Origin of the sequence: Vibrio mangrovi, from assembly GCF_024346955.1 — a bacterium.
GTDB lineage: Bacteria > Pseudomonadota > Gammaproteobacteria > Enterobacterales > Vibrionaceae > Vibrio > Vibrio mangrovi.
This window is the reverse complement of sequence record NZ_AP024883.1, coordinates 905,667-929,995: the sequence shown is the minus strand read 5'-3', so window position 1 is coordinate 929,995 and position 24,329 is coordinate 905,667. Positions and strand designations below refer to the sequence as shown.

25 protein-coding genes are annotated in these 24,329 nt (G+C 45.5%); 9 read left to right on the top strand and 16 right to left on the bottom strand.

Features of this window, described 5'->3' with window-relative positions:
• Positions 1-40 precede the first annotated feature (40 nt).
• The 13 genes from OCU74_RS04115 to OCU74_RS04055 form a co-directional block, all read right to left on the bottom strand.
• Positions 41-1,399, bottom strand: a complete 1,359-nt coding sequence (locus tag OCU74_RS04115) for a sodium-dependent transporter (protein ID WP_087480378.1) — start codon at positions 1,397-1,399, stop codon at positions 41-43.
• 140 nt (positions 1,400-1,539) lie between these two features.
• Complete coding sequence (locus OCU74_RS04110) at positions 1,540-3,075, bottom strand: diguanylate cyclase domain-containing protein (protein ID WP_087480377.1); 1,536 nt, start codon at positions 3,073-3,075, stop codon at positions 1,540-1,542.
• A 75-nt stretch (positions 3,076-3,150) separates the two neighbouring features.
• The gene (locus OCU74_RS04105) at positions 3,151-3,393 is read right to left on the bottom strand and encodes a DUF2884 family protein (protein WP_087480376.1); all 243 of its coding nucleotides are present in this window, start codon (positions 3,391-3,393) and stop codon (positions 3,151-3,153) included.
• A gap of 113 nt (positions 3,394-3,506) precedes the next feature.
• Entirely contained in the window at positions 3,507-4,595 is a 1,089-nt protein-coding gene (gene dinB, locus OCU74_RS04100) for a DNA polymerase IV (protein ID WP_087480375.1), read from the bottom strand.
• Between the two features lie 4 nt (positions 4,596-4,599).
• Positions 4,600-5,667 carry a PA0069 family radical SAM protein gene (locus tag OCU74_RS04095; protein WP_087480374.1) on the bottom strand — a complete coding sequence of 356 codons (1,068 nt, stop codon included), beginning with the start codon at positions 5,665-5,667 and terminating at the stop codon, positions 4,600-4,602.
• Between the two features lie 265 nt (positions 5,668-5,932).
• On the bottom strand, positions 5,933-6,166 hold the full coding sequence (nqrM, locus tag OCU74_RS04090; RefSeq protein ID WP_087480373.1) for a (Na+)-NQR maturation NqrM: 234 nt from the start codon (positions 6,164-6,166) through the stop codon (positions 5,933-5,935).
• Positions 6,167-6,302: 136 nt separating this feature from the next.
• The gene (gene nqrF, locus OCU74_RS04085; protein WP_087480372.1) at positions 6,303-7,526 is read right to left on the bottom strand and encodes an NADH:ubiquinone reductase (Na(+)-transporting) subunit F; all 1,224 of its coding nucleotides are present in this window, start codon (positions 7,524-7,526) and stop codon (positions 6,303-6,305) included.
• A gap of 32 nt (positions 7,527-7,558) precedes the next feature.
• Positions 7,559-8,155: an NADH:ubiquinone reductase (Na(+)-transporting) subunit E gene (gene nqrE, locus OCU74_RS04080; RefSeq protein ID WP_087480371.1), complete on the bottom strand. Its 597-nt coding sequence runs from the start codon at positions 8,153-8,155 to the stop codon at positions 7,559-7,561.
• Positions 8,156-8,161: 6 nt separating this feature from the next.
• Positions 8,162-8,794 (bottom strand): NADH:ubiquinone reductase (Na(+)-transporting) subunit D, encoded by a 633-nt coding sequence (locus tag OCU74_RS04075; RefSeq protein WP_087480370.1) that lies wholly within the window; start codon positions 8,792-8,794, stop codon positions 8,162-8,164.
• Positions 8,794-9,579 carry a Na(+)-translocating NADH-quinone reductase subunit C gene (locus OCU74_RS04070; protein WP_087480369.1) on the bottom strand — a complete coding sequence of 262 codons (786 nt, stop codon included), beginning with the start codon at positions 9,577-9,579 and terminating at the stop codon, positions 8,794-8,796. The genes OCU74_RS04075 and OCU74_RS04070 overlap by 1 nt, the downstream gene beginning before the upstream one ends.
• Entirely contained in the window at positions 9,566-10,816 is a 1,251-nt protein-coding gene (locus tag OCU74_RS04065) for an NADH:ubiquinone reductase (Na(+)-transporting) subunit B (RefSeq protein ID WP_087480368.1), read from the bottom strand. The genes OCU74_RS04070 and OCU74_RS04065 overlap by 14 nt, the downstream gene beginning before the upstream one ends.
• 5 nt (positions 10,817-10,821) lie before the next feature.
• On the bottom strand, positions 10,822-12,162 hold the full coding sequence (locus tag OCU74_RS04060) for a Na(+)-translocating NADH-quinone reductase subunit A (RefSeq protein ID WP_087480367.1): 1,341 nt from the start codon (positions 12,160-12,162) through the stop codon (positions 10,822-10,824).
• Positions 12,163-12,632: 470 nt separating this feature from the next.
• Entirely contained in the window at positions 12,633-12,947 is a 315-nt protein-coding gene (locus OCU74_RS04055; RefSeq protein WP_087480366.1) for a BolA family protein, read from the bottom strand.
• A gap of 184 nt (positions 12,948-13,131) precedes the next feature.
• On the opposite strand from OCU74_RS04055, the gene OCU74_RS04050 reads away from it, so the two are divergent.
• The 7 genes from OCU74_RS04050 (at position 13,132) to csdA (ending at position 19,814) form a co-directional block, all read left to right on the top strand.
• Complete coding sequence (locus tag OCU74_RS04050; RefSeq protein WP_087480365.1) at positions 13,132-14,271, top strand: methyltransferase; 1,140 nt, start codon at positions 13,132-13,134, stop codon at positions 14,269-14,271.
• A gap of 240 nt (positions 14,272-14,511) precedes the next feature.
• Complete coding sequence (locus OCU74_RS04045) at positions 14,512-15,081, top strand: YajG family lipoprotein (protein ID WP_087480364.1); 570 nt, start codon at positions 14,512-14,514, stop codon at positions 15,079-15,081.
• The gene (locus OCU74_RS04040; RefSeq protein ID WP_087480363.1) at positions 15,081-15,677 is read left to right on the top strand and encodes a peptidylprolyl isomerase; all 597 of its coding nucleotides are present in this window, start codon (positions 15,081-15,083) and stop codon (positions 15,675-15,677) included. The genes OCU74_RS04045 and OCU74_RS04040 overlap by 1 nt, the downstream gene beginning before the upstream one ends.
• A gap of 11 nt (positions 15,678-15,688) precedes the next feature.
• Positions 15,689-17,056 carry an AmpG family muropeptide MFS transporter gene (locus OCU74_RS04035; RefSeq protein ID WP_234993564.1) on the top strand — a complete coding sequence of 456 codons (1,368 nt, stop codon included), beginning with the start codon at positions 15,689-15,691 and terminating at the stop codon, positions 17,054-17,056.
• Between the two features lie 60 nt (positions 17,057-17,116).
• Positions 17,117-18,001 (top strand): 2-dehydropantoate 2-reductase, encoded by an 885-nt coding sequence (gene panE / locus OCU74_RS04030; protein ID WP_087480362.1) that lies wholly within the window; start codon positions 17,117-17,119, stop codon positions 17,999-18,001.
• 2 nt (positions 18,002-18,003) lie between these two features.
• Complete coding sequence (locus OCU74_RS04025) at positions 18,004-18,606, top strand: DJ-1 family glyoxalase III (RefSeq protein WP_087480361.1); 603 nt, start codon at positions 18,004-18,006, stop codon at positions 18,604-18,606.
• Positions 18,607-18,611: 5 nt separating this feature from the next.
• Complete coding sequence (gene csdA / locus OCU74_RS04020; RefSeq protein ID WP_087480360.1) at positions 18,612-19,814, top strand: cysteine desulfurase CsdA; 1,203 nt, start codon at positions 18,612-18,614, stop codon at positions 19,812-19,814.
• A 13-nt stretch (positions 19,815-19,827) separates the two neighbouring features.
• On the opposite strand, the gene csdE is transcribed toward csdA, so the two are convergent.
• The 3 genes from csdE to mltA form a co-directional block, all read right to left on the bottom strand.
• Complete coding sequence (csdE, locus tag OCU74_RS04015; protein WP_087480359.1) at positions 19,828-20,259, bottom strand: cysteine desulfurase sulfur acceptor subunit CsdE; 432 nt, start codon at positions 20,257-20,259, stop codon at positions 19,828-19,830.
• A gap of 11 nt (positions 20,260-20,270) precedes the next feature.
• Positions 20,271-21,077: a tRNA cyclic N6-threonylcarbamoyladenosine(37) synthase TcdA gene (gene tcdA / locus OCU74_RS04010; protein WP_087480358.1), complete on the bottom strand. Its 807-nt coding sequence runs from the start codon at positions 21,075-21,077 to the stop codon at positions 20,271-20,273.
• A 117-nt stretch (positions 21,078-21,194) separates the two neighbouring features.
• A complete protein-coding gene (gene mltA / locus OCU74_RS04005; RefSeq protein WP_261856158.1) occupies positions 21,195-22,304 on the bottom strand; it encodes a murein transglycosylase A in 1,110 nt (369 codons plus the stop codon).
• Positions 22,305-22,504: 200 nt separating this feature from the next.
• Between mltA and argA the strand changes: the two genes are divergently transcribed.
• On the top strand, positions 22,505-23,842 hold the full coding sequence (argA, locus tag OCU74_RS04000; protein ID WP_087480357.1) for an amino-acid N-acetyltransferase: 1,338 nt from the start codon (positions 22,505-22,507) through the stop codon (positions 23,840-23,842).
• Positions 23,843-24,114: 272 nt separating this feature from the next.
• Positions 24,115-24,300 carry a hypothetical protein gene (locus OCU74_RS03995; RefSeq protein ID WP_087480356.1) on the top strand — a complete coding sequence of 62 codons (186 nt, stop codon included), beginning with the start codon at positions 24,115-24,117 and terminating at the stop codon, positions 24,298-24,300.
• Positions 24,301-24,329 lie beyond the last annotated feature (29 nt).

The following is a 24,329-nucleotide window of genomic DNA, read 5'->3' as shown; positions in this document are numbered from 1 at the left end:
TTTACTCAGATGAGAGCACTGCTCTCATCAACGAAACCCATCAGGAAAACAGAGAAAACCACAGCACAGCAACCACAAAGATCGGGCATATGTATTTAACATATGTCGGCCATATACGTCCGAACCAGTGCTGAGGAAGCTCGGGAAAGCCGAGCTGAAGCTCTGCAACTTTCGAATGATGACGCCAGACCCAGCCGCCTAATATACAGAACATTAATGCAGCAAAAGGCTGAAGATACTGTGTCGCCAGCATGACAACCAGACCAAACAGTTCAGAGAAATGATAAAGAACAATGACGCTGAATACGGCAATCACAGCTCCTAATCCCCAGGTCGTCGAATTTCTGCCAGTATTCCAGCGTTCGCTGACCAGTGTCACAGGACATTCAAGCATTGAAATAGACGAGGTCAATGCAGCAATCGTCAATAACAGGAAGAAAACCGCCGCAAATATCTGCCCAAGCACTCCAAGACTCTCAAACATCATCGGTAATACCCGAAAAACCAACGTATCCGAATTCAGTAAACTGCCATCTGCAGCATATATTTCAACGCCCTGCTTCATCGCTACAAACATAGCTGGCATCACGACAAGACCGGCAATAAATGCAACCCCCGTATCAACCAGAGTCACACTCAGAGCCATTTTCGGCAGGTTTTCCTTCTTACTCAGATAGGAACCATAAACCAGCATGGAACATCCACCGATCGTCAATGAGAAGAACCCTTGCCCCATAGCCGCAAGAATCAGGTCTTTATTCCATATTTTAGAAAAATCAGGAATCAAATACTGTTTCAGCCCTTCAACTGCACCGTCCTGCATCAGAATATAGACAAATAACACAGCAAACAGAACAAACAACGCTGGCATCAGCCGGGTTGACCATTTTTCAATCCCTTGTTTCACTCCGCCCTGAACAATTAAGATTGTTAAAACATAAAAAATAACAGTCCCAAGAAGATTGCGTTCAACCGAAAAACCCTCCAGCCACTGTGATATTTCGCTCCAGCCCAACAAATTGCTCAATGCAGCCAGAAAGAAACAGATAATCCAGCCACCGACAATACTGTAAAAAGCCAGTACCGCACAGGGAACACTCAAACCCAGCCATCCGACTCCGGAAGCGATTTTCTGAGTTCCCGGCTGAGATGAAAGTGAACGCATACTGTCTACCGGATTAGCCTGACCATGCCGTCCGATCGCCATTTCAACGACCAGCATAGGAAATGCCACAAATGCGATCAAAATCAGGTAAACCAACAGAAATGCACCACCGCCATTACTAGCAGCCTGGGTAGGAAATCCCCAGATATTTCCTAAACCAACAGCTGCCCCTGAGGCAGAAAGGATAAATCCAAGACGAGAAGCGAAAAAATCACGCGACGAAGATTGTGTCATACAACTCACACGAATACCAATGAACTAGTTGATGAGTACAATAATCAAAAATGCAACGTTTCACAATCAAATTGCGTGATATCACCTAGTCAGAACTCAAATTAGTACATATTCAACTGTAAATAAATATGAACACATCATTAATCACTATTTTTTGTAAACGGCTGAACGACGAAGCGGGCACGACCTAGAGCTTTCGCCTGATAAAGTACACTATCTGCCTCATGGAAGAACTGTAGATAGTCTTCAGCATCAGGATGTTCAATCACTATTCCGCCAACACTGATCGTCAGGATTGGCTGCGTTGGGGAGCAGGCATGAGGAATATTCAATGATTCAATTAACCGAACCAACTGCTCTGCATACCGACTTCCATCCAACTCATGATCACTTGCCAGTACAATACAAAACTCTTCCCCACCAAATCTTGCAACACTCATTTCTTCATCAAAAGGGAATTGAGAAAAAGCCCGGGATATTTTTTGCAAAACAAAGTCCCCTTCCATATGCCCGTAATGATCGTTGTATTGCTTGAAATGATCGATATCGGCCAAAAAAAGTAACATGTGCGGATAATGACACTCCTCGATGAAACGAAGAATATCTTTCTCTAAACGTCGTCGATTGGCGATACGGGTTAATGGATCATGTTCTGACTGCCACTGTAACTCCTGACGACTTTTCTCCAGTTGGTCAACAATGCTATTGATTGTCTGGGAAAACGCTCTCATCTCCTTGGAAAGGAAAGTATTGGCCTTCGGCATTTTTCCACCAGAGATCTTAAATTTTTCCAGAACCTGATTTGCTGATCGAATCGGGCTTACCAGATAGTTCACCACATATAAATTAATCATGAACATCAGTACTGAAAAACCGACTAAGGCAGAGACTTCTTCCCAGTCAAGAAAACTGGGCAACTGTACATCATGATGAATACGGATCAGCACATACATATCATCGCGATAACCATGTTTCTCAATATAAGAAATGTTATCTTCTAATGTGGGATATGTCAGAGGTTCCAAAGAAGACTCAACCAGCACGGATAAGATCAACCCGGTTGCTTTTTCTATTTCCTGAATAAATGACTGACGTATCTCTTGCAAAAAGATCATATAACCAGAATGACACTGATACCCTTGACTGTTGCAGACCCGGGAAGATGCAACCAGATAGGGGCTGCCGTTAATCACCAGAAAACGAAGTATCGGCTGAACTGTTTCCTCCTGCATTTCAGAAGTTTCCTGCAAAATCTTCCGGAGATGGAAATCTAAATCATCAAAGCCGATAGTACTCTGTGTCCGGTAGTCATACCGAAGCCCCCAAACCAGTTTAAAATCAGGGTCATACATAAAAAAACCGTTGAGACCAACCGAGATTAAGGCATGCAAATTCATGCTGTCAGTTTTAAATGTATCATCCGGAGAGCGAATGAATGCTGCCATATCATTCCAGGCTGCATAATCTGCCAGTGCCGAAGTCATTTCTGCTCCCTTCATTTCCAGAAGAGTTTCGACACGCTCAGTCTCCATACGCTGTAGATAACGGGCTTCTCTGGCTTGCTTCTCATGTGTCCAGGCATACTTAAATGCAAAATAAAAAATAAGAAAAAGAATAACCACACATAAGGACATGCTAGATACCAGCCAACGCAACCCCAGATTCTTTAATCTCATTGGATAATTCCAGTATATAGCTGAATAATTGCCGGGCTGCCGCCCCTTGGTTGTACAGCTCTGCTAATGATAAGTTTATATGGTAAACACCTGATAGTTTCTTAATTCAGGAATTTTTTCCTGTAAGTCCTGCTCTGCTTTTATCAATTGATCGAATGAATCACATAATTCCTGTTGCTGAATATGCTTCGTCCTGGTCAGATGAACCTCATTCTGAATATTAAAATGGCATTGTCCGGCGTAGCCACCGGAAGAGAACAGTAGTCCGGCGAACAGACATGTTATGGTCAGATACTTTTGCTTAACACTAAGTGACATTATTGTGAAATCTCAGGTATATCATTTTTCAATAATAACCTAATTATACATTGCAACATAAATGTGATCATGCAGGAAGAAGGCAACAAATGATGCCAACACCTTAATTCTTATCAGAAGAAACTCAGTTGCTGATAAGCTTCTCTGGGCTTTAACATGACGTGAAGCCCTAACAGCCTGATCTCTCTGTTTCCCTGCCGTTGTAAGATCTTTTGTAACAGAATTTTAAAATCGTCTAAATCAAGCTGATCCTGAATATGTTCAATAGTCGTCAACTGAAAGTCTGCGAATTTCATTTTCACACCCTGCTTGATAATTTCTCTGCTTTCTTCCAGTTTATCCAGCCTCTGCTGCAACTCAGGGTAAAGATGCCTTTCAATCAGCGTCCAGCATTCCTCAAAAGTTCTGATATTCTGGCTCAGTGTTCTTTCCACACCTACAGATTTCCTTTCCCGTTTAGAAACCACTTCACGTTCATCAATACCATGACACTTTTTCCACAGAGAAGCGCCCAAACGACCAAAATCATGCAGCAACTGCCGATAGTTTGCCAGCCTGACATCCTGCCCCAAAAACAAACCAGCCTGATGCAGTCGCTCTAATGCAACTTTACCTACACCCGGAATTCTTTCCAGAGGCAAGTTATCGATCACCTCCTGCATCTGCTCAGGGGTCACAACATACTGTCCATTAGGTTTATTCATATCGGAGGCCACTTTAGCCAGAAATTTAACCGGAGCAACTCCGGCAGAGGCAGTCAGTTGTAATTCATTCCAGATATCCGCACGAATCGATTGAGCCATCAAGGTTGCAGAACCATGGCAGGATGAAGAATTCGTCACATCCAGATAAGCTTCATCCAATGACAGTGGCTCAATCATTTCAGTATAGCGGGACATAATCTCCCGAATCCGTACTGAGGTTGCCCGGTAAACTTCCATTCTTCCCGGTACAACTCTCAGGTGTGGACATAGTTTGAGTGCCTGAGCTGTCGGCATTGCTGAGCGAACCCCAAATTTACGGGCTTCGTAGTTACATGTACTAATCACCCCACGCTGTTTCTGACTTCCCCCTACAGCTAATGGAATACCCCGAAATTCAGGAAAATCACGCATCTCAACAGCAGCAAAAAAACAATCCATATCAATATGGATAATTTTTCTGATCGTTTCTGACGACACCGTATTTACTCCCTCATCCATGAAATCAGAACAGTATCATTTGTTCCCCGCTCCGGGGAGGTAATTGAAAACGACTGCAATCCAATATATTCAGATCGCGGACATCTAATCTGGCTTTACGTCTTGCCAGATGAAAACGTTGCCGGATGAGATCAGCATAAACCCCTTCCCCCGTCATCCGCTTTCCAAATTGTCCATTATATAACTGCCCGCCTCGCATACTTCGAATATGGTTAAGTACCCGTTCAGCCCGCTGTGGAAAATGTAACTGTAACCAATCTTCAAATAAAGGTGCAACTTCATGGGGCAAGCGCAACATCACGTATCCGACTCGCTCGGCTCCGGCATCAACACTTGCCTGGATCAGTACTTCTAACTCATGGTCATTGATAAAAGGAATCATCGGAGCAATCATCACCGTGACCGGAATGTTCTTTTCCCTCAGAGCTCGAATCGTTTTCAGGCGAACCGCACCAGAAACAGCTCTGGGTTCAAGCCTGCGAGATAAATCATTATCCAGAGTCGTCAGGCTAATTGCCGTATGAACGAGATGTTCTGATGCCATCAATTGTAATAATTCAAGATCTCTAAGAATCAGAGAGCTTTTGGTAATCAGAGAAACAGGCTGTTTATATTCATATGCAATTTTCAGTAACCTCTGAGTGATTTTCAGTTCTTTTTCGATCGGTTGATAGGCGTCCGTATTCATCCCTATTGCAATAGGCTGACACTGATAATCAGGATGTCTGAGTTCCGCTTCGAAAACCTCAGGCGCATTAATCTTCGCAGTCAGACGAGTTTCAAAATCAAGACCAGGAGATAAGTCCAGATAGGCATGTGTCGGACGGGCAAAACAATAAATACAACCATGTTCACAGCCACGATATGGATTTACGGAAAGACGAAATGGAATATCAGGTGACTGATTCGATGAAATCACTGTTTTTGCATATTCGTAACGAACTTCAGTATCCGGAATCGCCTCAGCTTTGGAGCAATCATCAGCTTCAACAATCCGGACATCAAAACGTCCCGGAATTGTCGACATAGTTCCCCGCCCCAGAAATCGCTTTCCTGCAACAAATCTCGACATAACAACACAACAATACTGTATATATATACAGTTAATCATAACAACTTTTTCAAAAATCGCGATCTAATTTTATCGATAATCTATTTCATAGATTAATGTATTAGTTATCTGAAAGTGGGATACGGGAAATAAAACAAAGGTGAGAGGAAAAGCAATCGACTGATAAAAAAGAAAACAGAAGAAGAAAAGCGGCTCTCAAAACAGAGCGGTCAGTATCTGATGAGAGCAGCAAGTAATGAATCAATGAGTGAACCAAAATTCGATTTTAGGCAATGCGATCCTTATTCCACTCAGCTAAACGTTCAGCTCTAGCTGCTTCTTTAGCTTCCCGTTTCTTACGGGCATCACAAGGTTCAGGGCAATTACAGACTTTTTCAATACCGACTGAGCCTAAACCACCACAACTACCGCTGACCATTTTCTTTTGAAAGATGTATCCAACTGCCATTGCAGCAATCACAATCACAAACATTGCAAAAGTAATCAGGAAAGTACTCATATTTATACCTCATGTCAGCCACCGTCAGACAACATACTGACGTGTATACTTGTTGACATCACAAGCTTCGGGTCCGGATAAAACAATGGCTGACTTTTTACAGCCAGCCATATTATACCGAGAGTGAAGCGAAAGCTTAACCGCCGAAATCATCCAGAAGGATATTTTCTTCTTCCACACCCAGATCTTTCAACATATTGATTACTGCTGCGTTCATGACCGGTGGCCCACACATATAGTATTCACAGTCTTCGGGTGCATCATGATCCTTCAGATAGTTCTCAAACAGAACATTGTGAATGAAACCGGTATAGCCGTCCCAGTTATCTTCCGGTAATGGATCTGAAAGTGCACAGAACCAATTGAAGTTGTCGTTCTCTGCTTGCAGTTCATCGAAATCTTCCACATAGAACATTTCCCGCTTCGAACGTGCACCATACCAGAAACTCATCTTACGTTTAGATTTCAGACGCTTCAGTTGGTCAAAGATGTGAGAACGCATTGGAGCCATACCGGCACCACCACCGATAAAGACCATTTCCGCATCAGTATCTTTGGCAAAGAACTCACCAAACGGTCCAGAAATCGTCACCTTGTCTCCCTCTTTCAGAGACCAGATATAAGATGACATCTGACCCGGTGGTACATTCGGATTATTTGGCGGTGGCGTTGCAATCCGAACATTCAGCATGATAATGCCAAATTCTTCAGGATAGTTTGCCATCGAATATGCCCGAATGATGTCTTCATCAACTTTCGATTCGTAGCGGAACAGATTAAATTTATCCCAATCTGAACGATACTCATCAGGTACATCAAAATCTGAGTACTTGATATGGTGTGCCGGAGCTTCAATCTGGATATATCCTCCCGCACGAAACGGAACAGATTCTCCGTCAGGGATTTGTAACTTCAGCTCCTTGATAAAAGTAGCTTTGTTATCGTTCGAGATAACGGAACATTCCCATTTTTTCACTCCGAAGATTTCTTCCGGCAGTTCGATTTCCATATCTGTTTTCACAGAAACCTGACACGCCAGACGCTCACCTTCACGAGCTTCACCTTTAGAGATATGGCTCAATTCTGTTGGAAGAATATCACCACCACCCGCTTTAACTTTTACCCGGCACTGACCACAAGAGCCACCACCACCACAAGCGGATGATACGAAAATACCAGAGCCCGCCAGTGCACCCAACAGTTTACCGCCGGGGCTGGAAACGATCGCTTTATCTGGATCGTTATTAATTAGAATCGTAATGTCACCTGTTGGTACAAGCTTAGATTTGGCAAACAGAATCACCAAAACCAAAACAAGTACAATCAGAGTAAACATCACTACACCAAGAATAATGTCCATTGACTATTCCTTATTGCTGCGGTTTACCCGACTTACAGTTGAACACCAGAGAATGACATAAAGCCTAACGCCATCAGACCGACCGTGATAAAGGTAATACCAAGACCACGCAGACCTGGAGGTACGTCAGAATATTTCATTTTCTCACGGATACCTGCAAGCGCAACGATCGCAAGCATCCACCCGGCACCAGAGCCAAAGCCATAAACAACAGACTCGGCAAAGTTGTAATCGCGCTGAACCATAAATGATACACCACCAAAAATCGCACAGTTCACCGTAATGAGCGGTAAGAAAATACCCAGTGCGTTGTATAAAGGTGGGAAGAAACGGTCAAGAACCATTTCCAGAATCTGAACTAACGCAGCGATAACACCGATAAAAGTGATAAAGCTCAGGAAGGTCAGATCGATTCCATCAACCAGCGCGTTTTCTTTCAGGACCAGGTTGTAAACCAGATTGTTTACCGGTACGGAAATCGTCAAAACGACGGTAACGGCAATCCCCAGACCAAAAGCTGTTTTTACTTTCTTTGAAACAGCCAGAAAAGTACACATTCCCAGGAAGAAAGCCAGAGCCATGTTTTCCAGGAAAATGGATCTTACAAGTAAACTAATATAATGTTCCATTGTTCCTTACTCCTTCGCTTCCACTTGTTCTGGTTTGAACACACGAATGATCCAAATCAGGAAGCCGATCAGGAAGAATGCAGACGGAGCAAGTAGCATCAGACCGTTTGGCTGATACCAACCACCATTATTGACCAGTGGCAGAACTTCCATCCCAAAAATCTTACCCGAACCAAACAGTTCACGAACGAAACCAATACTGATCAGGACAAAACCATATCCCAGACCATTTGCAATCCCATCGATAAACGAAGGAATTGGCGCTTCTTTCATTGCGAATGCTTCGGCTCGTCCCATAACGATACAGTTAGTGATGATCAAACCAACGAAAACAGAAAGCTGTTTTGAAATATCGTAAAGATATGCTTTCAGAATCTGGTCAACCACAATAACCAGTGAAGCGATAATTGCCATCTGGACAATAATCCGCACACTGTTAGGGATATGATTACGAATCAATGAAACGAAAAAGTTAGAAAGTGCAGTTACAAACGTTACTGCCAACGTCATAACAAATGCCGTTTCGAGCTTAGTTGTTACCGCCAGAGCGGAACAGACACCAAGAACCTGCAACGCAATCGGGTTGTTATCCAACACCGGAGCCAGCAGACTCTTCTTCAGATCTTTCACAGTAGACATTAGTTCAGACCTCCGTCACGGACTTTTGCCAGGAATGGACCAAAGCCCATATCTCCCAGCCAGAAGTCAAACTGGTGCTGGACACCCGTACTGGTTAGAGTTGCGCCAGAAAGTGCGTCAACGCCATGTACAGATCCCACAGGTGCACCACCTTTGACAATCTTAATCGCAGGCTTATGATTTTCATCATAGAGTTTCTTACCAACAAACTGAGCACGCCAGTTCGGGTTTTCCACTTCACCGCCAAGTCCGGGAGTTTCTCCCTGCTCATAGTAAATGATGCCGTCAACCGTATCACCATCTGTCTCTACAGCGACAAAAGCATACATCATTGACCATAGACCATTACCATGGATTGGCAGAATCAAGCGCTGGATTTTGTTATCCTGCTTCACAAGATAAACCAGACCATAATTCGCTCTGGAACCGATTTTCGCAGGGTCTTCTTCCGCAGTCAGTTTCACGGACTCTGACTTATTTTTTGCCGCAGCACGCTGATCATACTGAACAGCAGTCAGATCTTCCGGTGTCTTCTCAACAAACTCACCTGTCTCAAAATTAACCAGTTTCGGTTCAATATACTGAGCATACAGTTCTGTTACGCTACCGGATGACATATCAACACCGGAAACTTCCAGAATCTTTGACTGTTTATCCAAAACTGCATTTGCTTGTTGCTTACTACGCAGCCCGACAGCTGCCGTTGAAACGATGATTGAGCACACTAAGCTCAATGCGATAACAACAAACAGCGTTTTCTTAATGCTATCGTTATTGCTTGCCATAGCGCGCTAATCTCCGTTTGACATTCTTCTCAACAACAATGTGGTCGAATAATGGTGCAAAAAGATTCGCAAACAAAATCGCCAGCATCATACCTTCCGGATAAGCCGGGTTGACAACACGAATCAAAACACACATTACCCCAATCAGAATCCCATAAGCCCATTTACCTTTATCGGTAAACGATGCAGAAACTGGATCGGTCGCCATAAAGAACATACCAAAAGCAAATCCACCTAGAACTAAGTGCCAATGCCAAGGCATGTTAAACATCGCGTTGGTATCTGAACCAATCACATTGAACAGGGTTGAAAGCGCGATCATACCAATCATCACACCGCCAATGATCCGCCATGAGGCAATCCCCATGTACACGATAAAAGCAGCACCGATAGCAAGCGCTAATGTAGAAACTTCACCAATCGCACCAGGAATATTCCCGACGAATGCATCCATCCAGGAGATAGCCTCACCAGTGACATTATTTACTAATGCACTGTGCCCACCCTGAGCCCACTGACTCAGTGCAGTTGCACCAGAGAAACCGTCAGCAGCAGTCCAGACAACATCACCGGAAATTTGTGCCGGATAGGCAAAGAACAGAAATGCACGTCCAGCCAAAGCAGGGTTGAGGAAGTTACGGCCTGTACCACCGAAGACTTCTTTACCCACGACAACACCAAAGGAAATACCTAAAGCGGCCTGCCACAAAGGCAGTGTCGGCGGTACGATAAGTGCGAACAGAATTGATGTAACGAAGAAACCTTCATTCACTTCATGTTTACGCACAATACAGAACAAGACTTCCCACAATCCACCGACAATAAATACAGTCAGGTAAATCGGAAGAAAATATGTTGCACCGAGCAACATCTTGCTGCCCCATCCGGCAGCATCTGCCATCAGGGTTCCACCCAATAAATCGGTAAACCAGTAATGCCAGTTGCCGTCAATGACTCCTGCCAGTTGCTCACCTTGATAAAGGTGATTTAATGCAGTAATAGCCTGACCGCCGGCATTATACATTCCCCAGAACATTGCAGGAAAAACAGCCAGCCACACCATGATCATAATACGCTTCAGATCCACGCTATCACGAACATGTGAGCTTTTTCTGGTCACTGTACCAGGTGTATAGAGAATTGTCGCAGCTGCTTCATACAGCGCATACAATTTCTCGAACTTGGCACCCGGCTCAAAATGATGCTCGATGTCTTCAAGAAACTTTTTAAGACCCATGGAAATTACCCTTCCTTCTCAATCTTGTCGAGGCATTCACGAAGTAACAGACCGTACTCGTACTTACCAGGACACACAAAGGTACACAGTGAGAGATCTTCTTCATCGAGCTCCAGAGCACCAAGACGCTGAGCACTGTCAGAGTCACCGGCACAGAGATCGCGAAGCAGCAGTGTCGGCTCCATATCAAGCGGCATTATTTTTTCATAATTACCGATCGGAACCATGGCTCGCTCACTACCATTTGTGGTGGTTGTCATATTGAAAAGCTGGCCCTGGAAAAGGTGTCCAAGGAACGAACGTGTCACTGAGAATTTATGTTTGCCAGGCATAGCCCAACCCAAAAATTCCTTATCACGGCCTTCTCTGAGAACCGAAACCTGAAGGTGGTAACGTCCAAGATAAGCATGAGGGCCATTCGCTTTCACTCCGGAAAGGACAGAACCAGAAATCACACGGACTTCTCCGGGCATAATTTCATTGTTGGTCAGTTCATCCAGGCTGGCACCAATCATGGTACGAACCAGACGAGGTTGATTGACAACCGGACCAGCCAGAGAAACAACACGATCAACGTACAACTCACCCGTCAGGAATAACTGACCGATGGCAATAACGTCCTGATAGTTGATGCTCCAGGCGACATGGTTGATATCAACAGGATAGAGGAAATGCATGTGTGTTCCGGGCAATCCGGCTGGATGCGGCCCTTCGAATACATGTTCTTCCACATTGGATTGAGAGGATCGAGGTAAGCTCTTTCCTTGTTTACAAACGTAGACTTTACCTTCTGTCAAAACAGATAAAACGTCTAAACCTGCAACGAAAGCATCTGGTTGTTCATTAATAATCAGTTGCGGATCAGCAGCCAAAGGATTTGTATCTGTTGCAGTTACAAAAATAGCCTTAGTTGCAGAATCGATAGCAGGAACCTTGCTGAAGGGACGAGTACGGAACGCAGTCCACATGCCGGAATCAACCAACTGTGTTTTAACTTGCTCGCGCTCCAGGCTCGCAAGTTGACTAGCGTCAAACTTATCGAATGTCTCCTGTGCATCACCGGCAACTTCAATCACGACGGACTGAAGAACCCGTTTTGCACCACGGTTCACTTCGATAACTTTACCGCAGACCGGTGAAGTAAATTTCACTCCTGGGTTCTTCTTATCTTCAAAAAGGACCTGAGCTTTCTTTACTTCATCACCTACGCGGACATGCATTGTAGGACGCATGCCGACGTACTCTTCGCCAAGCAAGGCGACTTTGCTGATGGTTTTACCATCACTTATCACCTGGGAAGGAGCTCCAGCAATAGGAAGATCCAATCCCTTCTTTATTGTAATCATACGCACTTGCACTTTTATCGGGAAAAAGATTCTTTAAAATTCTGTAAATAATTAGCTTTGTTTAGTCATCGATACCGGATGTAAACTCCGGGCACAAACTAAATTAGCCTTAGACACGACATTGGTGTCCGGCCTTGATTTTTTTATTAGTAACAAGGTCGTAACACCCTATTAAACAACACGTCTCTCACATGAAGTGAGGCATATTTACCAGACACGGGAGTGTACCATCTTTTAGGCATTTGATGCCATGACCAAACCTGCTTTTCTTTCTTCATAATGATGCAATTTAATGCAATAAATCATCATAAATTTGATGAATAGCACACTTCATTTTAAGCGGTTTCAAAGACACAAATGTTCAATGATTCACCAGCTCAATCGAATAGATAAACAGATTCAGAGTACAAACAACCGTAACCGGACACATTCATATTTTATTGTTGCGAATAGATTCGATTCACCATTGACTAATTATTCTCATGACTACCGCCATGGCACATCGGGCTTTCAGGAGCCTGAAAATCCTGTTGCCACTGTTCTGGAGTATAGGTATGAATCGATAATGCGTGAACCTGACCGGCCAGTTCATCAGCTAAAACCTGATTTACCGCACGGTGACGTTCGATTAAGCGCCGACCATCAAAGGAAGGGCTGACAATCACAACCTTGAAATGACTTTCTGATCCAGCTGGTACATTATGCATGTAGCTTTCATTAAGCACTTGCAGATGTTCTGGCTGAAATGCCTGATGTAACTTGGCTTCAATAGTTTCTTGTATCATGTACTTTCTCTCTCCGAGGTGACCGGAAAAATCGTGTTGAGCACATAGAAGAAAACGTTCCGGTAGACCTGTGGCGCCATATACTACTACTCTCTGACGTTTCGCAAAAGGTTTCAGTTTCCTGTTTGTGCTGCATTTGCGACAATAATCGATAATTTAACTGACCAGAACCATTTTAAAAACGATGAAGACAGAACTGTCATTAAACGAACAAACCCTGACACTCCTTCGCTATCCGGAACAATCTTATGAAAATCTACAAGCGTGGGATGCCGGAGACGAATATCTGATCCGTCATGTTGAAGAGATGGCATTATCTCCCGGAAGGCATCTGTTGATTCTCAATGATCACTTTGGTGCCCTTTCATGTTGGTTTGCCCGAGAACATCAAGTCACCATGATGAGCGATTCATTTCTGGCACATCAGGGAACCCGAAGAAATCTTGAGCGAAATGCTAACCCACCAATCACCTGTCTGACGACGATGGCTGATATTCCTGTCAATACGGAGCTGGTATTGTTCCAGCTCCCCAAGAGTAACCGCCACCTTATCTGGCAACTGAGTCAGCTCCGCGCAAGTCTGCCGGAGACATGCCAAGTGATTGCCGTGAACAAAGCCAAAGAAATTCACACTTCAACCCTGCAACTATTTGAAAAATACCTGGGGACAACCAAAACATCGCTTGCCTGGAAAAAACATCGCCTGATTTTCTCCAGACCAGACACCCCAGCGCCCAACCCGACAGATCCGGAGCAAATATGGAATGTCGATATAGAAAATGAATCGATCCGTTTAGTCAACCTGCCCAATGTATTTTCCGGAGAAAGCCTTGATTTAGGCGCCCGCTTTTTTCTTTCTCATATTCCGGAGAACCCTGGTTACCGACATATCATTGATTTAGGGTGTGGGAATGGCGTACTCACAGTAAAAGCCGGACAATTAAATCCACAAGCCGCCCTCGCCTGCATTGATGAAAGTTTTATGGCGGTCGAGTCTGCCCGACGAAATCTGCAATATCACTTCGGTAAACGGGAAAATATGCAATGTATCGCTAATAATTGTCTGGATGGTTTTGCATCAGCATCGGCTGATCTGGTTTTATGTAATCCACCATTTCACCAGCAAAATGCTATCACCGATCATATTGCCTGGCAGATGTTCTGTGATGCAAAGCATGTTCTGGAAAAGAGAGGTGAATTATTAGTGATCGGTAACCGTCACCTCGGCTACGATGGAAAGCTCACAAGAATATTTGGAAAATCTAACGTAAAAACTGTCGCGGCCAACAGAAAATTTGTTATCTTACAGGCAACTAAACAGTAACTTGCTAAAGCTTCTGATTTTTTCGGTCAGATGAATGAAACCCGAAGAACGCACGATGAAAAACCGATGCCTTATCTCTTCCGTTTCAACATTAGCTATCTGTGTGGTTCCCAATGGACCGCACAACTTTGGTTTTCTACACGTACTTGGTTTTCTACACGTACTTGGTTTTCCACACAGACTTGGTTTTCCACACATATCTGTTAATGTGATTACTCGATTTTGAACAAGGAACCGCTCATGAAAAAACTGGTTATTGCAGCGACTGTCGCATTGCTTGCCGCCTGTTCAGGCCCGCAGCAGCAACAAATCAACTTTGCCCCTCAGCCGGCCCTCAGCCAGAGTGATATTGTTAAAGGGAAATCTTTTACTCTGATGAGTAAAGATATCAGAACCTCTCAATATGTTGCGTTAGTTGATAGCGGACGTGCACATATCGAACCGGTTCATGCCCGTCAGAATGTTCGTATTGCAATTGAAAATGCTTTATCACAGCAGTTCTCCTCACAAGGTTTCACAACCAGCGTCAACAGTGAAAATTCAGTGACAGTTGAGATTCAGGAAGCACTGGTTTCAGTCAAACATTCCATCATGGAAAGCGAAATGAATGCGAGTGTTGTACTTGAAATCACTGCCGAAACGCCAACCGGAAAGCTGGTAAAAACTTACCATGGCACAGCGAAGAAAACATCGGCATTCAGTGCATCGAATGAAGACATCGAGATGGTCTTTAACGATGTCGTCAATCTGGTTCTGAAAAAGGTTGCTCAGGATGACGAACTGAAAAACTACATGCAGGAGCACTTTTAATGCGTAAGCATCGCTTCTCAGCCTTACTGGCCTGCTCAGTTTTTTCTCTGTTCAGTATCGGCGTTTTTGCAACACCAAGCGTGGAATTTGAAACCACGCTTGGTTCCTTTACTGTCGAACTCAATTCAGAAAAAGCGCCAGTCACTGTCGAAAACTTTCTGCGCTATGTAGAAGACGGCAGTTATGTCGGAAGTATTTTCCACCGGGTCATTCCCGGTTTCATGGTTCAGGGTGGTGGTTTCAGTACGCAAATGGAGCGTCTGAGTACTTATCCGCCGATAGCCAATGAAGCCAGTAATGGTCTGTTAAATCAGACCGGCACGATTGCAATGGCCAGAACTCAGGATCCGAATTCTGCAACCCGGCAATTTTTCATTAACCTGGTTGATAATGATTTTCTCAATTACGGAGAGCGACCTCCGGGCTATGCTGTTTTTGGTCAGGTCACCTCTGGTTTTGAAGTTATTCAGGATATTGGCAAACAGAAAACCGGTAGTCAGAAATATATGAAGGACGTCCCGGTCAAACCCATCATTATCACGCGTGTTTCTGTTGTCTCTGAAAAAGACGCTGCAACGATGCCATCGGAACAATAGAGGTTTTTTCGTTGCAAAAAACATCCAATACATGGAAAGCCACTATTCAGAGCTATCTGGATAAACGTCTGGCATGGGTTTTAATGCTCGGATGCTCTAGTGGCTTTCCCTGGGTATTGATTGGTTCCAACATGTCCGGCTGGCTGAAGGACGCCGGATTCACCAACACGGATATCGGTTATTTCAGTAGTATTTTCGTCGTTTACTCGGTGAACTTTCTCTGGTCACCACTCGTTGACCGTATCCATCTTCCCTTGCTGGGCCGACGTCTGGGACAGCGCCGCAGCTGGATTATCGTGTGCCAGAGCATTATTCTTTTGTGCACTTTGCTAATTGCCTCATTTTCTAATCCTTCTACCCATTTTATGATGACTTATCTGGTTGCACTGGTGATTGCCTTTTTCTCGGCAACTCAGGATATTGCCATTGATGCCTTCCGGATCGATAGTTTCAGTAAAGCGGAAGAATCTAAACTTCCTCAGGCTTCGGCGATGGCTGTTATCGGTTGGTGGACGGGCTATTCCCTGCCGGGATATCTAGCATTTACCAATGCGGATCAGTATGGCTGGAATGCTGTTTACTTTGGTATGGCCGCTGTCATGGTGATACTGATGGCGTTTACGCTGATGACCCGAGAGCCGGTCACTCACCGGGATCGTTTACAGCAACAGGCAGAAGCTCGCCATCACAAATATATCGAGTCTCCGATCCTGCTGTGGATTTCAGTAACTGTTGTGGAACCATTTATCGATTTCTTTAAACGGAATGGAACCCGGGTTGCACTGACCATTCTGTTATTCGTATTTCTGTTCAAAATCGGGGAAGCCTTCCTCGGGAAGATGTCAATTTCATTCTACCGAGAGGTAGGTTTCAGCAATGAGCAGATTGGCTACTACTCGAAAATGCTCGGTTGGTGGGCCACTATGTTCTTTACCCTGCTTGGCAGCATGGTTACCGTCCGCTTCGGTATTGTCAAAGGGCTGATGATCGGCGGTGTTGCCATGTCAGCCAGCAATCTGATGTTTTCATGGATTGCTCAGGCCGGCCCCAATGAACACCTCTTTCTCGCGACCGTGATCGTCGATAACTTTACCACCGCTTTCTCCACGGTGGCCTTTGTCTCATTCCTGACACTGATGACCGGACAAGCCTTTTCTGCAACCCAATACGCACTATTGGCTTCTTTGGGAAATGCCGGACGCACGGTACTTTCTTCATTCAGTGGTGCTTTGGTCGATTATCTTGATAACTGGTCGCTGTTTTTTGTGCTGACGGCCGTCATGGTCATCCCTAGCCTGATTATGCTCTATTCACTCCGGCATTATTTCACTCGTCTGTTGGAAAAAGCCAAAACATCCAGAAATCAGGATTGCATTTAAATCACGCTTGATTAGACTGCCGCTAAACGATCAAGACAAATAGATGAGCCATAGCAAAGCATGAACATTCTGGTGATCGGTCCGGGAGCTATCGGCTCTCTCTGGGCCGTAAAATTACAGCAGGACGGACATAGAGTCTCCGTCATTGCCAGACAAACAAAATCGCCATATCAAGTACAGTTTGGTGAGCAACCCTGCTCTTTCCGTAATCACCAGATAGAAGACATCAGGAACGCCGATCTGATTTTGATAACCGTCAAGGCCTGGCAGATTTCCTCTGCTCTTTCACCACTGATACATCTGATTCATCCGGATACAATGCTGGTACTCATGCATAACGGCATGGGAAGCCTTACTTCAATTGGTACGTTATTGCAGACTCATCCTGTCATACTGGCAACCACAACTCACGGTGCATTCAAACCATCTCCATCCCGGCTCATCCATACCGGCCAAGGGGAAACGTTCATTGGTGCAGCCAATGAGAAAGGCTGCCAGTGCCAGTTCCTGACCGACGTTTTACATCATGCTCTGCCAGAGGTGTACTGGCATCATCAGATTGAACACGCGCTATGGCGAAAACTAGCCGTTAATTGTGTCATTAATCCGTTAACAGCCCTTCATCAATGTGCGAATGGAGATCTGGCAACACCAGAATTCCAAGGCATTATTTCTGCGCTTATCACCGAAATTACCGCAGTGATGATCGCTGAAAATATTCCGGTCAGCCTGGAGGAATTAACCGATCATATTCACCAGGTCATTACAGCAACGGCCAAAAATCACTCATCAATGCATCAGGATGTTTTCCATCAGAGAAAAACTGAAATAGACTTTATTACCGGACATCTGATCAGAACTGCCGGACGACACGGGATTCCGGTTCCTGAAAATGAAGCTTTATATCAACAAATCAAAGCCCTGGAAAAACAGTGGGAGTCATGAATATGAGTCATAAAGTCTTAGTTCCTGTTGCAACCGGCAGTGAAGAAATGGAAGCCATTACCATTATCGATGTGATGGTACGGGCCGGCTATGATGTTGTGATCGCCAGTGCAGATCCGACAGAACAACTGGTGCTGAAAGCCTCCCGTGGCGTAATTCTGACAGCAGAGACACGCCTGAGCGAGGTTATCAGGGAACCGTTTGACGCAATTATTCTTCCCGGCGGTCTTGGCGGAGCAGAAAACTTCAGAGATAACCCACAACTCATCGAGCTGCTCAGACAGCAGAAACAGGCAAGGAGACTGGTCGCAGCCATTTGTGCAGCTCCGGCAGTCGTATTACAGCATCATCAGCTTTTTCCGGATGCCCTGCTCACCTGCCATCCGGGATTTCATCATCAGATTCCGGAATCCCAGAAAAGTACTCTACGGGTTGTTTATGATGAACCGGCCAACCTGCTCACCAGTCAGGGGCCAGGAACTGCACTGGAATTTTCTCTGGAAATTGTTCGTCTGCTCTCCGGAGCACAGCACATGTGGCAGGTTGCCGAACCAATGGTGCCTTCCTCAGAAATCACACCTTATCAACCGAAACACGAGTCGTAACAGAAATGGCACTTGATATTTCGTCAATACAGCAACAGTTTCCTGCATTAAACCATGCGTCCTATGTCTATCTGGATAGCGCAGCGACCACGCAAAAACCACAATGCGTGATTGATCGTCTGTCTCACTATTACCAGAATCAGAACGCAAATGTTCACCGGGGCAGCCATCACCTGACAGCAGGGGCGACACAGGCATTCGAAGAAGCCCGATTACTGGTTTCCCATTTTATCGGTGCTGCCTCAGAACAGGAAATTATCTGGACGCGAGGTGCCACGGAAGCCTTAAATCTGATCGCCCAGAGCTGGGGAAGAACAAACCTGAATCCGGGAGATGAAATTCTGGTCAGTGAAAGCGAACATCACGCCAATATCGTGCCATGGCAATTGGTTGCGGAACAGACCGGCGCCCGAGTGGTAAAAATCCCGATGAGCCCGCGGGGAGAGTTCGGCTGGGATGAATATACTCAACTGCTCAATGCCAGAACCAGACTGGTCGCTGTCGCACAGATGACGAATGTTACCGGCACCCGGAATCCGCTTGAATCCATTATTCCACTGGCCCATAAGTATGGCGCGCTGGTCGTGGTTGATGGTGCACAGGGGATCGTCCATGAGCCGGTTAATATGATTGATATGGATGCAGACTTTTATGTGTTCTCCGGACATAAACTATACGCGCCGACAGGAATCGGTGTGCTGTACGGCAAGAAAAGCCTGCTGAATGCAATGCCACCGTGGCACGGTGGCGGGAAAATGGTAGAAAAAGTCTCTTTTGAGAAGACTACATTCGCCGGATTGCCCGGAAAGTTCGAAGCAGGAACACCAAATATTGCCGGGGCAATTACGCTGGCTGAAGCTATTCGCTGGTATCAGTCTTTTGATTTTACTCAGATAGAACAACACCTGCACCAGTTACAGCACATGACCTATCAAGCCTTAAGCCAGCATGAAGAGATTCGGGTGATCGGATACCAGCCGAATGCCAGTATCCTGAGTTTTGTCGTTGAAGGTGTTCATCATCAGGATGTTGCTACACTTCTGGATCAACAGGGAATCATCGTCAGAGCCGGTCATCACTGCGCACATCCTTGTATGGATGCTTTTGGCATTCAGGGAACCATTCGTCTTTCTTTCGGCATTTACAACACAACCGAAGATGTCAGAAAATTCATCTCAGCACTGGAAAAAGCGCTGAGTTTTTTCTAGGAAGACTTCCTAATTAACGCTGGCTCAACGTCTGAATCTGTCTGACAATCGCCCGAAGTCCGTTCCCCCGGGACGGACTCAGATGACTCATCAGGCCCAGCCGGGAAAAGTAGTCTTCAATCGGGAAAGCGGCAATCTCTTCACTCGTTTTTCCCTGATAAGCAGCCATCACAATCGCAATCAGTCCCCGGACAATCCTCGCATCAGAGTCAGCACAAAAAAACCACTTATCCTGTTCTGATTCAGCCACCAGCCAGACCTGACTCTCACATCCTGAAATCTGAACCTGTCCGGACTTCAGACTCTCCGGCATCGCCGGCAGTTGTTTTCCCCACTGAATAACCTGACGGTATTTATCTTCCCAGCTATGAAAATTTTCCATAACCTGCTGAATTTCATCGGCAGTAATCTGGCTGCCAAAAGGTGAAGGCGGTAAATCTGACATCACTGTACCCTTTATTTATATTTCCGGATCAGTTTTTCCACAATTTTAGCCGCAGCCACAAAACCAAAGCTGGCAGTGACCATAGTGGCAGCCCCGAAGCCCGTTGCACAATCCATCCGTTTCGGCCCCTCTGCGGTCGATTTTGCCGCACAGACCGAACCATCCGCTTGCGGATATTTCAGTTGCTCCGTCGAAAACACACATTCAATGCCAAACTTACGAGCCGGATTTTTCGGGAAATTGTGCTCCCGGCGCAGACGATCTTTCAGTTTCTTCGCTAACGGATCCTGAATCGTCTTGGTCAGATCCGCGACCTGTATCTGGGTCGGATCTGTCTGACCGCCGGCACCACCGGTCGTGATCACTTTTATTTTATTACGACGGCAATAAGCCAGTAAGGACGCTTTTGCTTTCAGACTGTCAATTGCATCCAGCACATAATCAAATTCAGGCTTCAGATACAAATGCTGATTCTCCGGAGAAATAAAATCATCGATAAGATTGACCCGGCACTCAGGATTGATCAACCGGATTCGTTCAGCCATGACTTCAATTTTGCTCTGACCAACCGTACCGTGCATTGCATGAATCTGACGATTGACATTGGTGACACAAACATCATCCATATCGATCAGAGTCAGCTCGCCGATTCCCGTTCTCACCAGGGCTTCAGCTCCCCATGAACCCACACCACCGAGACCAATCACACAGACATGAGCAGCACGGAGTATCTCGACTTCATCATAACCATAAAGACGACGGGTTCCGCCAAAACGCTGGTTGTAATCTTCAGAAGCCGGAGTATCTAATTCACGCATCACATTATCCAAAGTAGAAGCTATCTTGAAAAAACTATTTTGAAAAACTCTCTTGAAAAAGAAAGAGTGCGTTTTATACGCACTCTTGCTCAAAAAGTCTAGAACACCACGGGAAAACTATTCTAACTTTTCCGGAGGTAAAGCCCAGGGAGCCTGAGTCGAAGAGTTTTCCAGCCCCAGTTTCCACACCCGGCCGAAATGCCGGTAATGTCCCGCCTCAATACCAGCCCGTTCTCCCATGCCGTGATAAAGATCGAGGTGATTATCTTTGACGGCCCCGCCGGTATCCAGAACAATCAGAAGTCGTAATTCATGTGTGCCACTCCAGCTTCCATCGGCATTCAGCAACGGAACTTCGGCCAGAATCGGTGTTCCCATCGGGAAAAGTCGCCGGTCACCGGCAACGGAAGCCATCGGCAACAGTTGAATCCCTGCCGAACCGGTCACCGGAGCCGCTGCCCTCGGTTCAAAAAATACATAGGAAGGATTCTGTTCCAGTAAAGCTTTCACTTCCTCTTCCTGATGTGTCATCACCCAGTGCTTGATCGCTTTCAGAGACATTTTCTTGCGCGGAATCTCGCCCTGCTCAATCAACACTTTACCGATGCTGACGTAGGCTTTGTTATTTTTACCGGCGTAAGCAAAATACTCCAGAGAATCGTCATCACCGAAATGAACGAAACCACTGCCCTGAACTTCCATAATAAACGGATCGATCAGGTTTGCCGCGTAACCCAGTTCCAGTCCAAGTCCATGAAGTGCACCAGCATAAATCTGCGCCCGGGTCGGGCACGTTTCATCACATGTCGGAGCCGGCTGCCCGTATAACGGGTAACGGAAAACGGCATCCGGAGTATGGCGTAGTTCAATAACCGGAGAAAAATAACCGGTAAATAACACATTTCCCCGCTGGTCACCGCCTCTGAGTTGAGCAGCCTGAATCCCGTACTGTTGCAGTTCAGCCGGATCACCACTCTGTTGTACCCATTCCTGCAAATGCTGGTAGAGCGGCTGATAAAGTGCAGCCAGTGATGGTGAATTTTCGACAACCAGTTCACTCTGACGGCTAAATTCAGTGAAATCCCGGGGAACATCAGACTGAATCTGTTCAGTCCGGTTCAGGGCATTCGACAGCGTTCCGTCGAGATATTGCTGAGCACGATCAGTTGGGTGAACACACCCGTTGAGCACCACAGAAGCCAGCATCAATCCCAATATTTTTTTCACGTTTCGTTTTCCATCATTTACGGTTGGCAAAGCATGACAAATTGGTCCATCATCTGCAATCGGCAGAACCGATATTTTGACTGAATTTATCAACTTCTGACCGCCAGAAAACGAAGTATGAAAAAGCCATAAAAAACACTTGCTCAAAAATGAATAAAAAGTCATTATTTCAACATAAATAAACATGGACATTGATTACTGTGAAGATCAGAAGTACTGCGCTTGTTAAAGGCTTTCGTCAGTCTACCCCATATGTGAACGCTCACCGTGGTAAAACAATGGTTATCATGCTCGGCGGAGAAGCGGTAGCCGATAAAAATTTCACCAATATCATCAGTGATATTGCATTGCTCCACAGCCTGGGAGTGAAACTGGTCGTTGTCCATGGTGCCCGTCCCCAGATTAACCAGATTTTACAGGAACAGGCATGTACAACGCCTTACCATAAAGGCATTCGGATCACACACGAGAAAGCCTTACCGCTGGTCATGCAGGCCGCCGGGCAACTTCAGCTCTCGATTACCGGAAAACTATCTCTGAGTCTGAATAATACTCCGATGGCCGGAAATCAGCTGAATATCGTCAGCGGTAACTTTGTCATTGCCCAACCTTTAGGGATTGACGATGGCATTGACTACTGTCACAGCGGCCGCGTACGCCGAATCAATATCGACGGCATCAACCGGGCCTTGGAGCAAGGTTCAATCGTCCTGCTCGGGCCGATTGCCAGCTCAGTCACCGGAGAATGCTTTAACCTGCTTTCTGAGGAGGTTGCCACTCAGGTAGCCATTCGCCTTAAGGCTGACAAACTGATCGGGTTCTGTTCCGAACAGGGCATCATTGATGAAAACGGTAATGCAATTGCCGAACTCTTTCCGGCTGATGTGGAAAAACTGCTCCACCGGATGGAAACCGAAACCGGAGAACAACAGGACAGCAGTACCGGCAGAATCCGTTTCCTCAGAGCGGCGATTTCCGCCTGTCGTGCCGGTGTTCCCCGCAGCCACTTAGTCAGCTACAAAGAAGATGGGGCGCTGATTCAGGAACTGTTCTCCTTTGATGGTATCGGAACTCAGGTTGTCATGGCCAGTTCAGAACAAATTCGTCAGGCGACCATCGATGATATCGGCGGAATTTTTGACTTAATTCAGCCATTGGAAGAGGCTGGTATTCTGGTCCGTCGCTCCAGAGAACAACTTGAACAGGAAATTCACCGCTTCACCATCATTGATCGCGATGGTCTGATTATCGGATGTGCCGCACTCTATCCTTATATTGAAGAGAGTATGGCGGAAATGGCCTGTGTCGCAATCCACAATGAATACCGGGACAGCAATCGCGGACTCCTGTTACTCAATCATATGAAGCATCAGGCGAAAAATATGGGAATCAACCAGATGTTTGTGCTGACAACACACAGTCTGCACTGGTTCAGAGAACAGGGATTTGTAGAAATGGATGTCGAATCACTACCGGCAACCAAACAAAATTTGTATAACTATCAACGTCGTTCCAAGATCCTGAGTCTTGAACTATAAGACTGTGGTCCGGGTCAGTGACTCTGCTTCCGACGAGGCAGAGTCACTAAGCTGGATTCCGCCTTTCGCTATCCAGTTAAACCACTTCCTCGCACGCTATCCATACCGGATAAAAAACAAACAGCTTTACTCCACACGCAGATTGTGTAAAATCCCCGCACTCAAATACTGGTTATAAATTTTGCAACACGGATCAAGGTATTTATCTCTGAATTGAGATAGACGCAAGGATGCTTTTAGTCACTAATATAGTTATTAAGAGCACGAAAAATATGAAAACTGTAATTTGTAATTCACTCCAGAGTTTCTGGGATATGGGAGATCACCAGTTTTTAGAAGGTCACAATGTCCACTGTGTTTTCCCGGTGAATGAACAAGTGAAGACGTTTATTCTGGAATGTCAGTCACGTTATAAAATTCGTAGTATCACCTTCACTCAGGCATCTCTGAGCCAATAATCACTGACCTATCAGAAAACACCAATTCC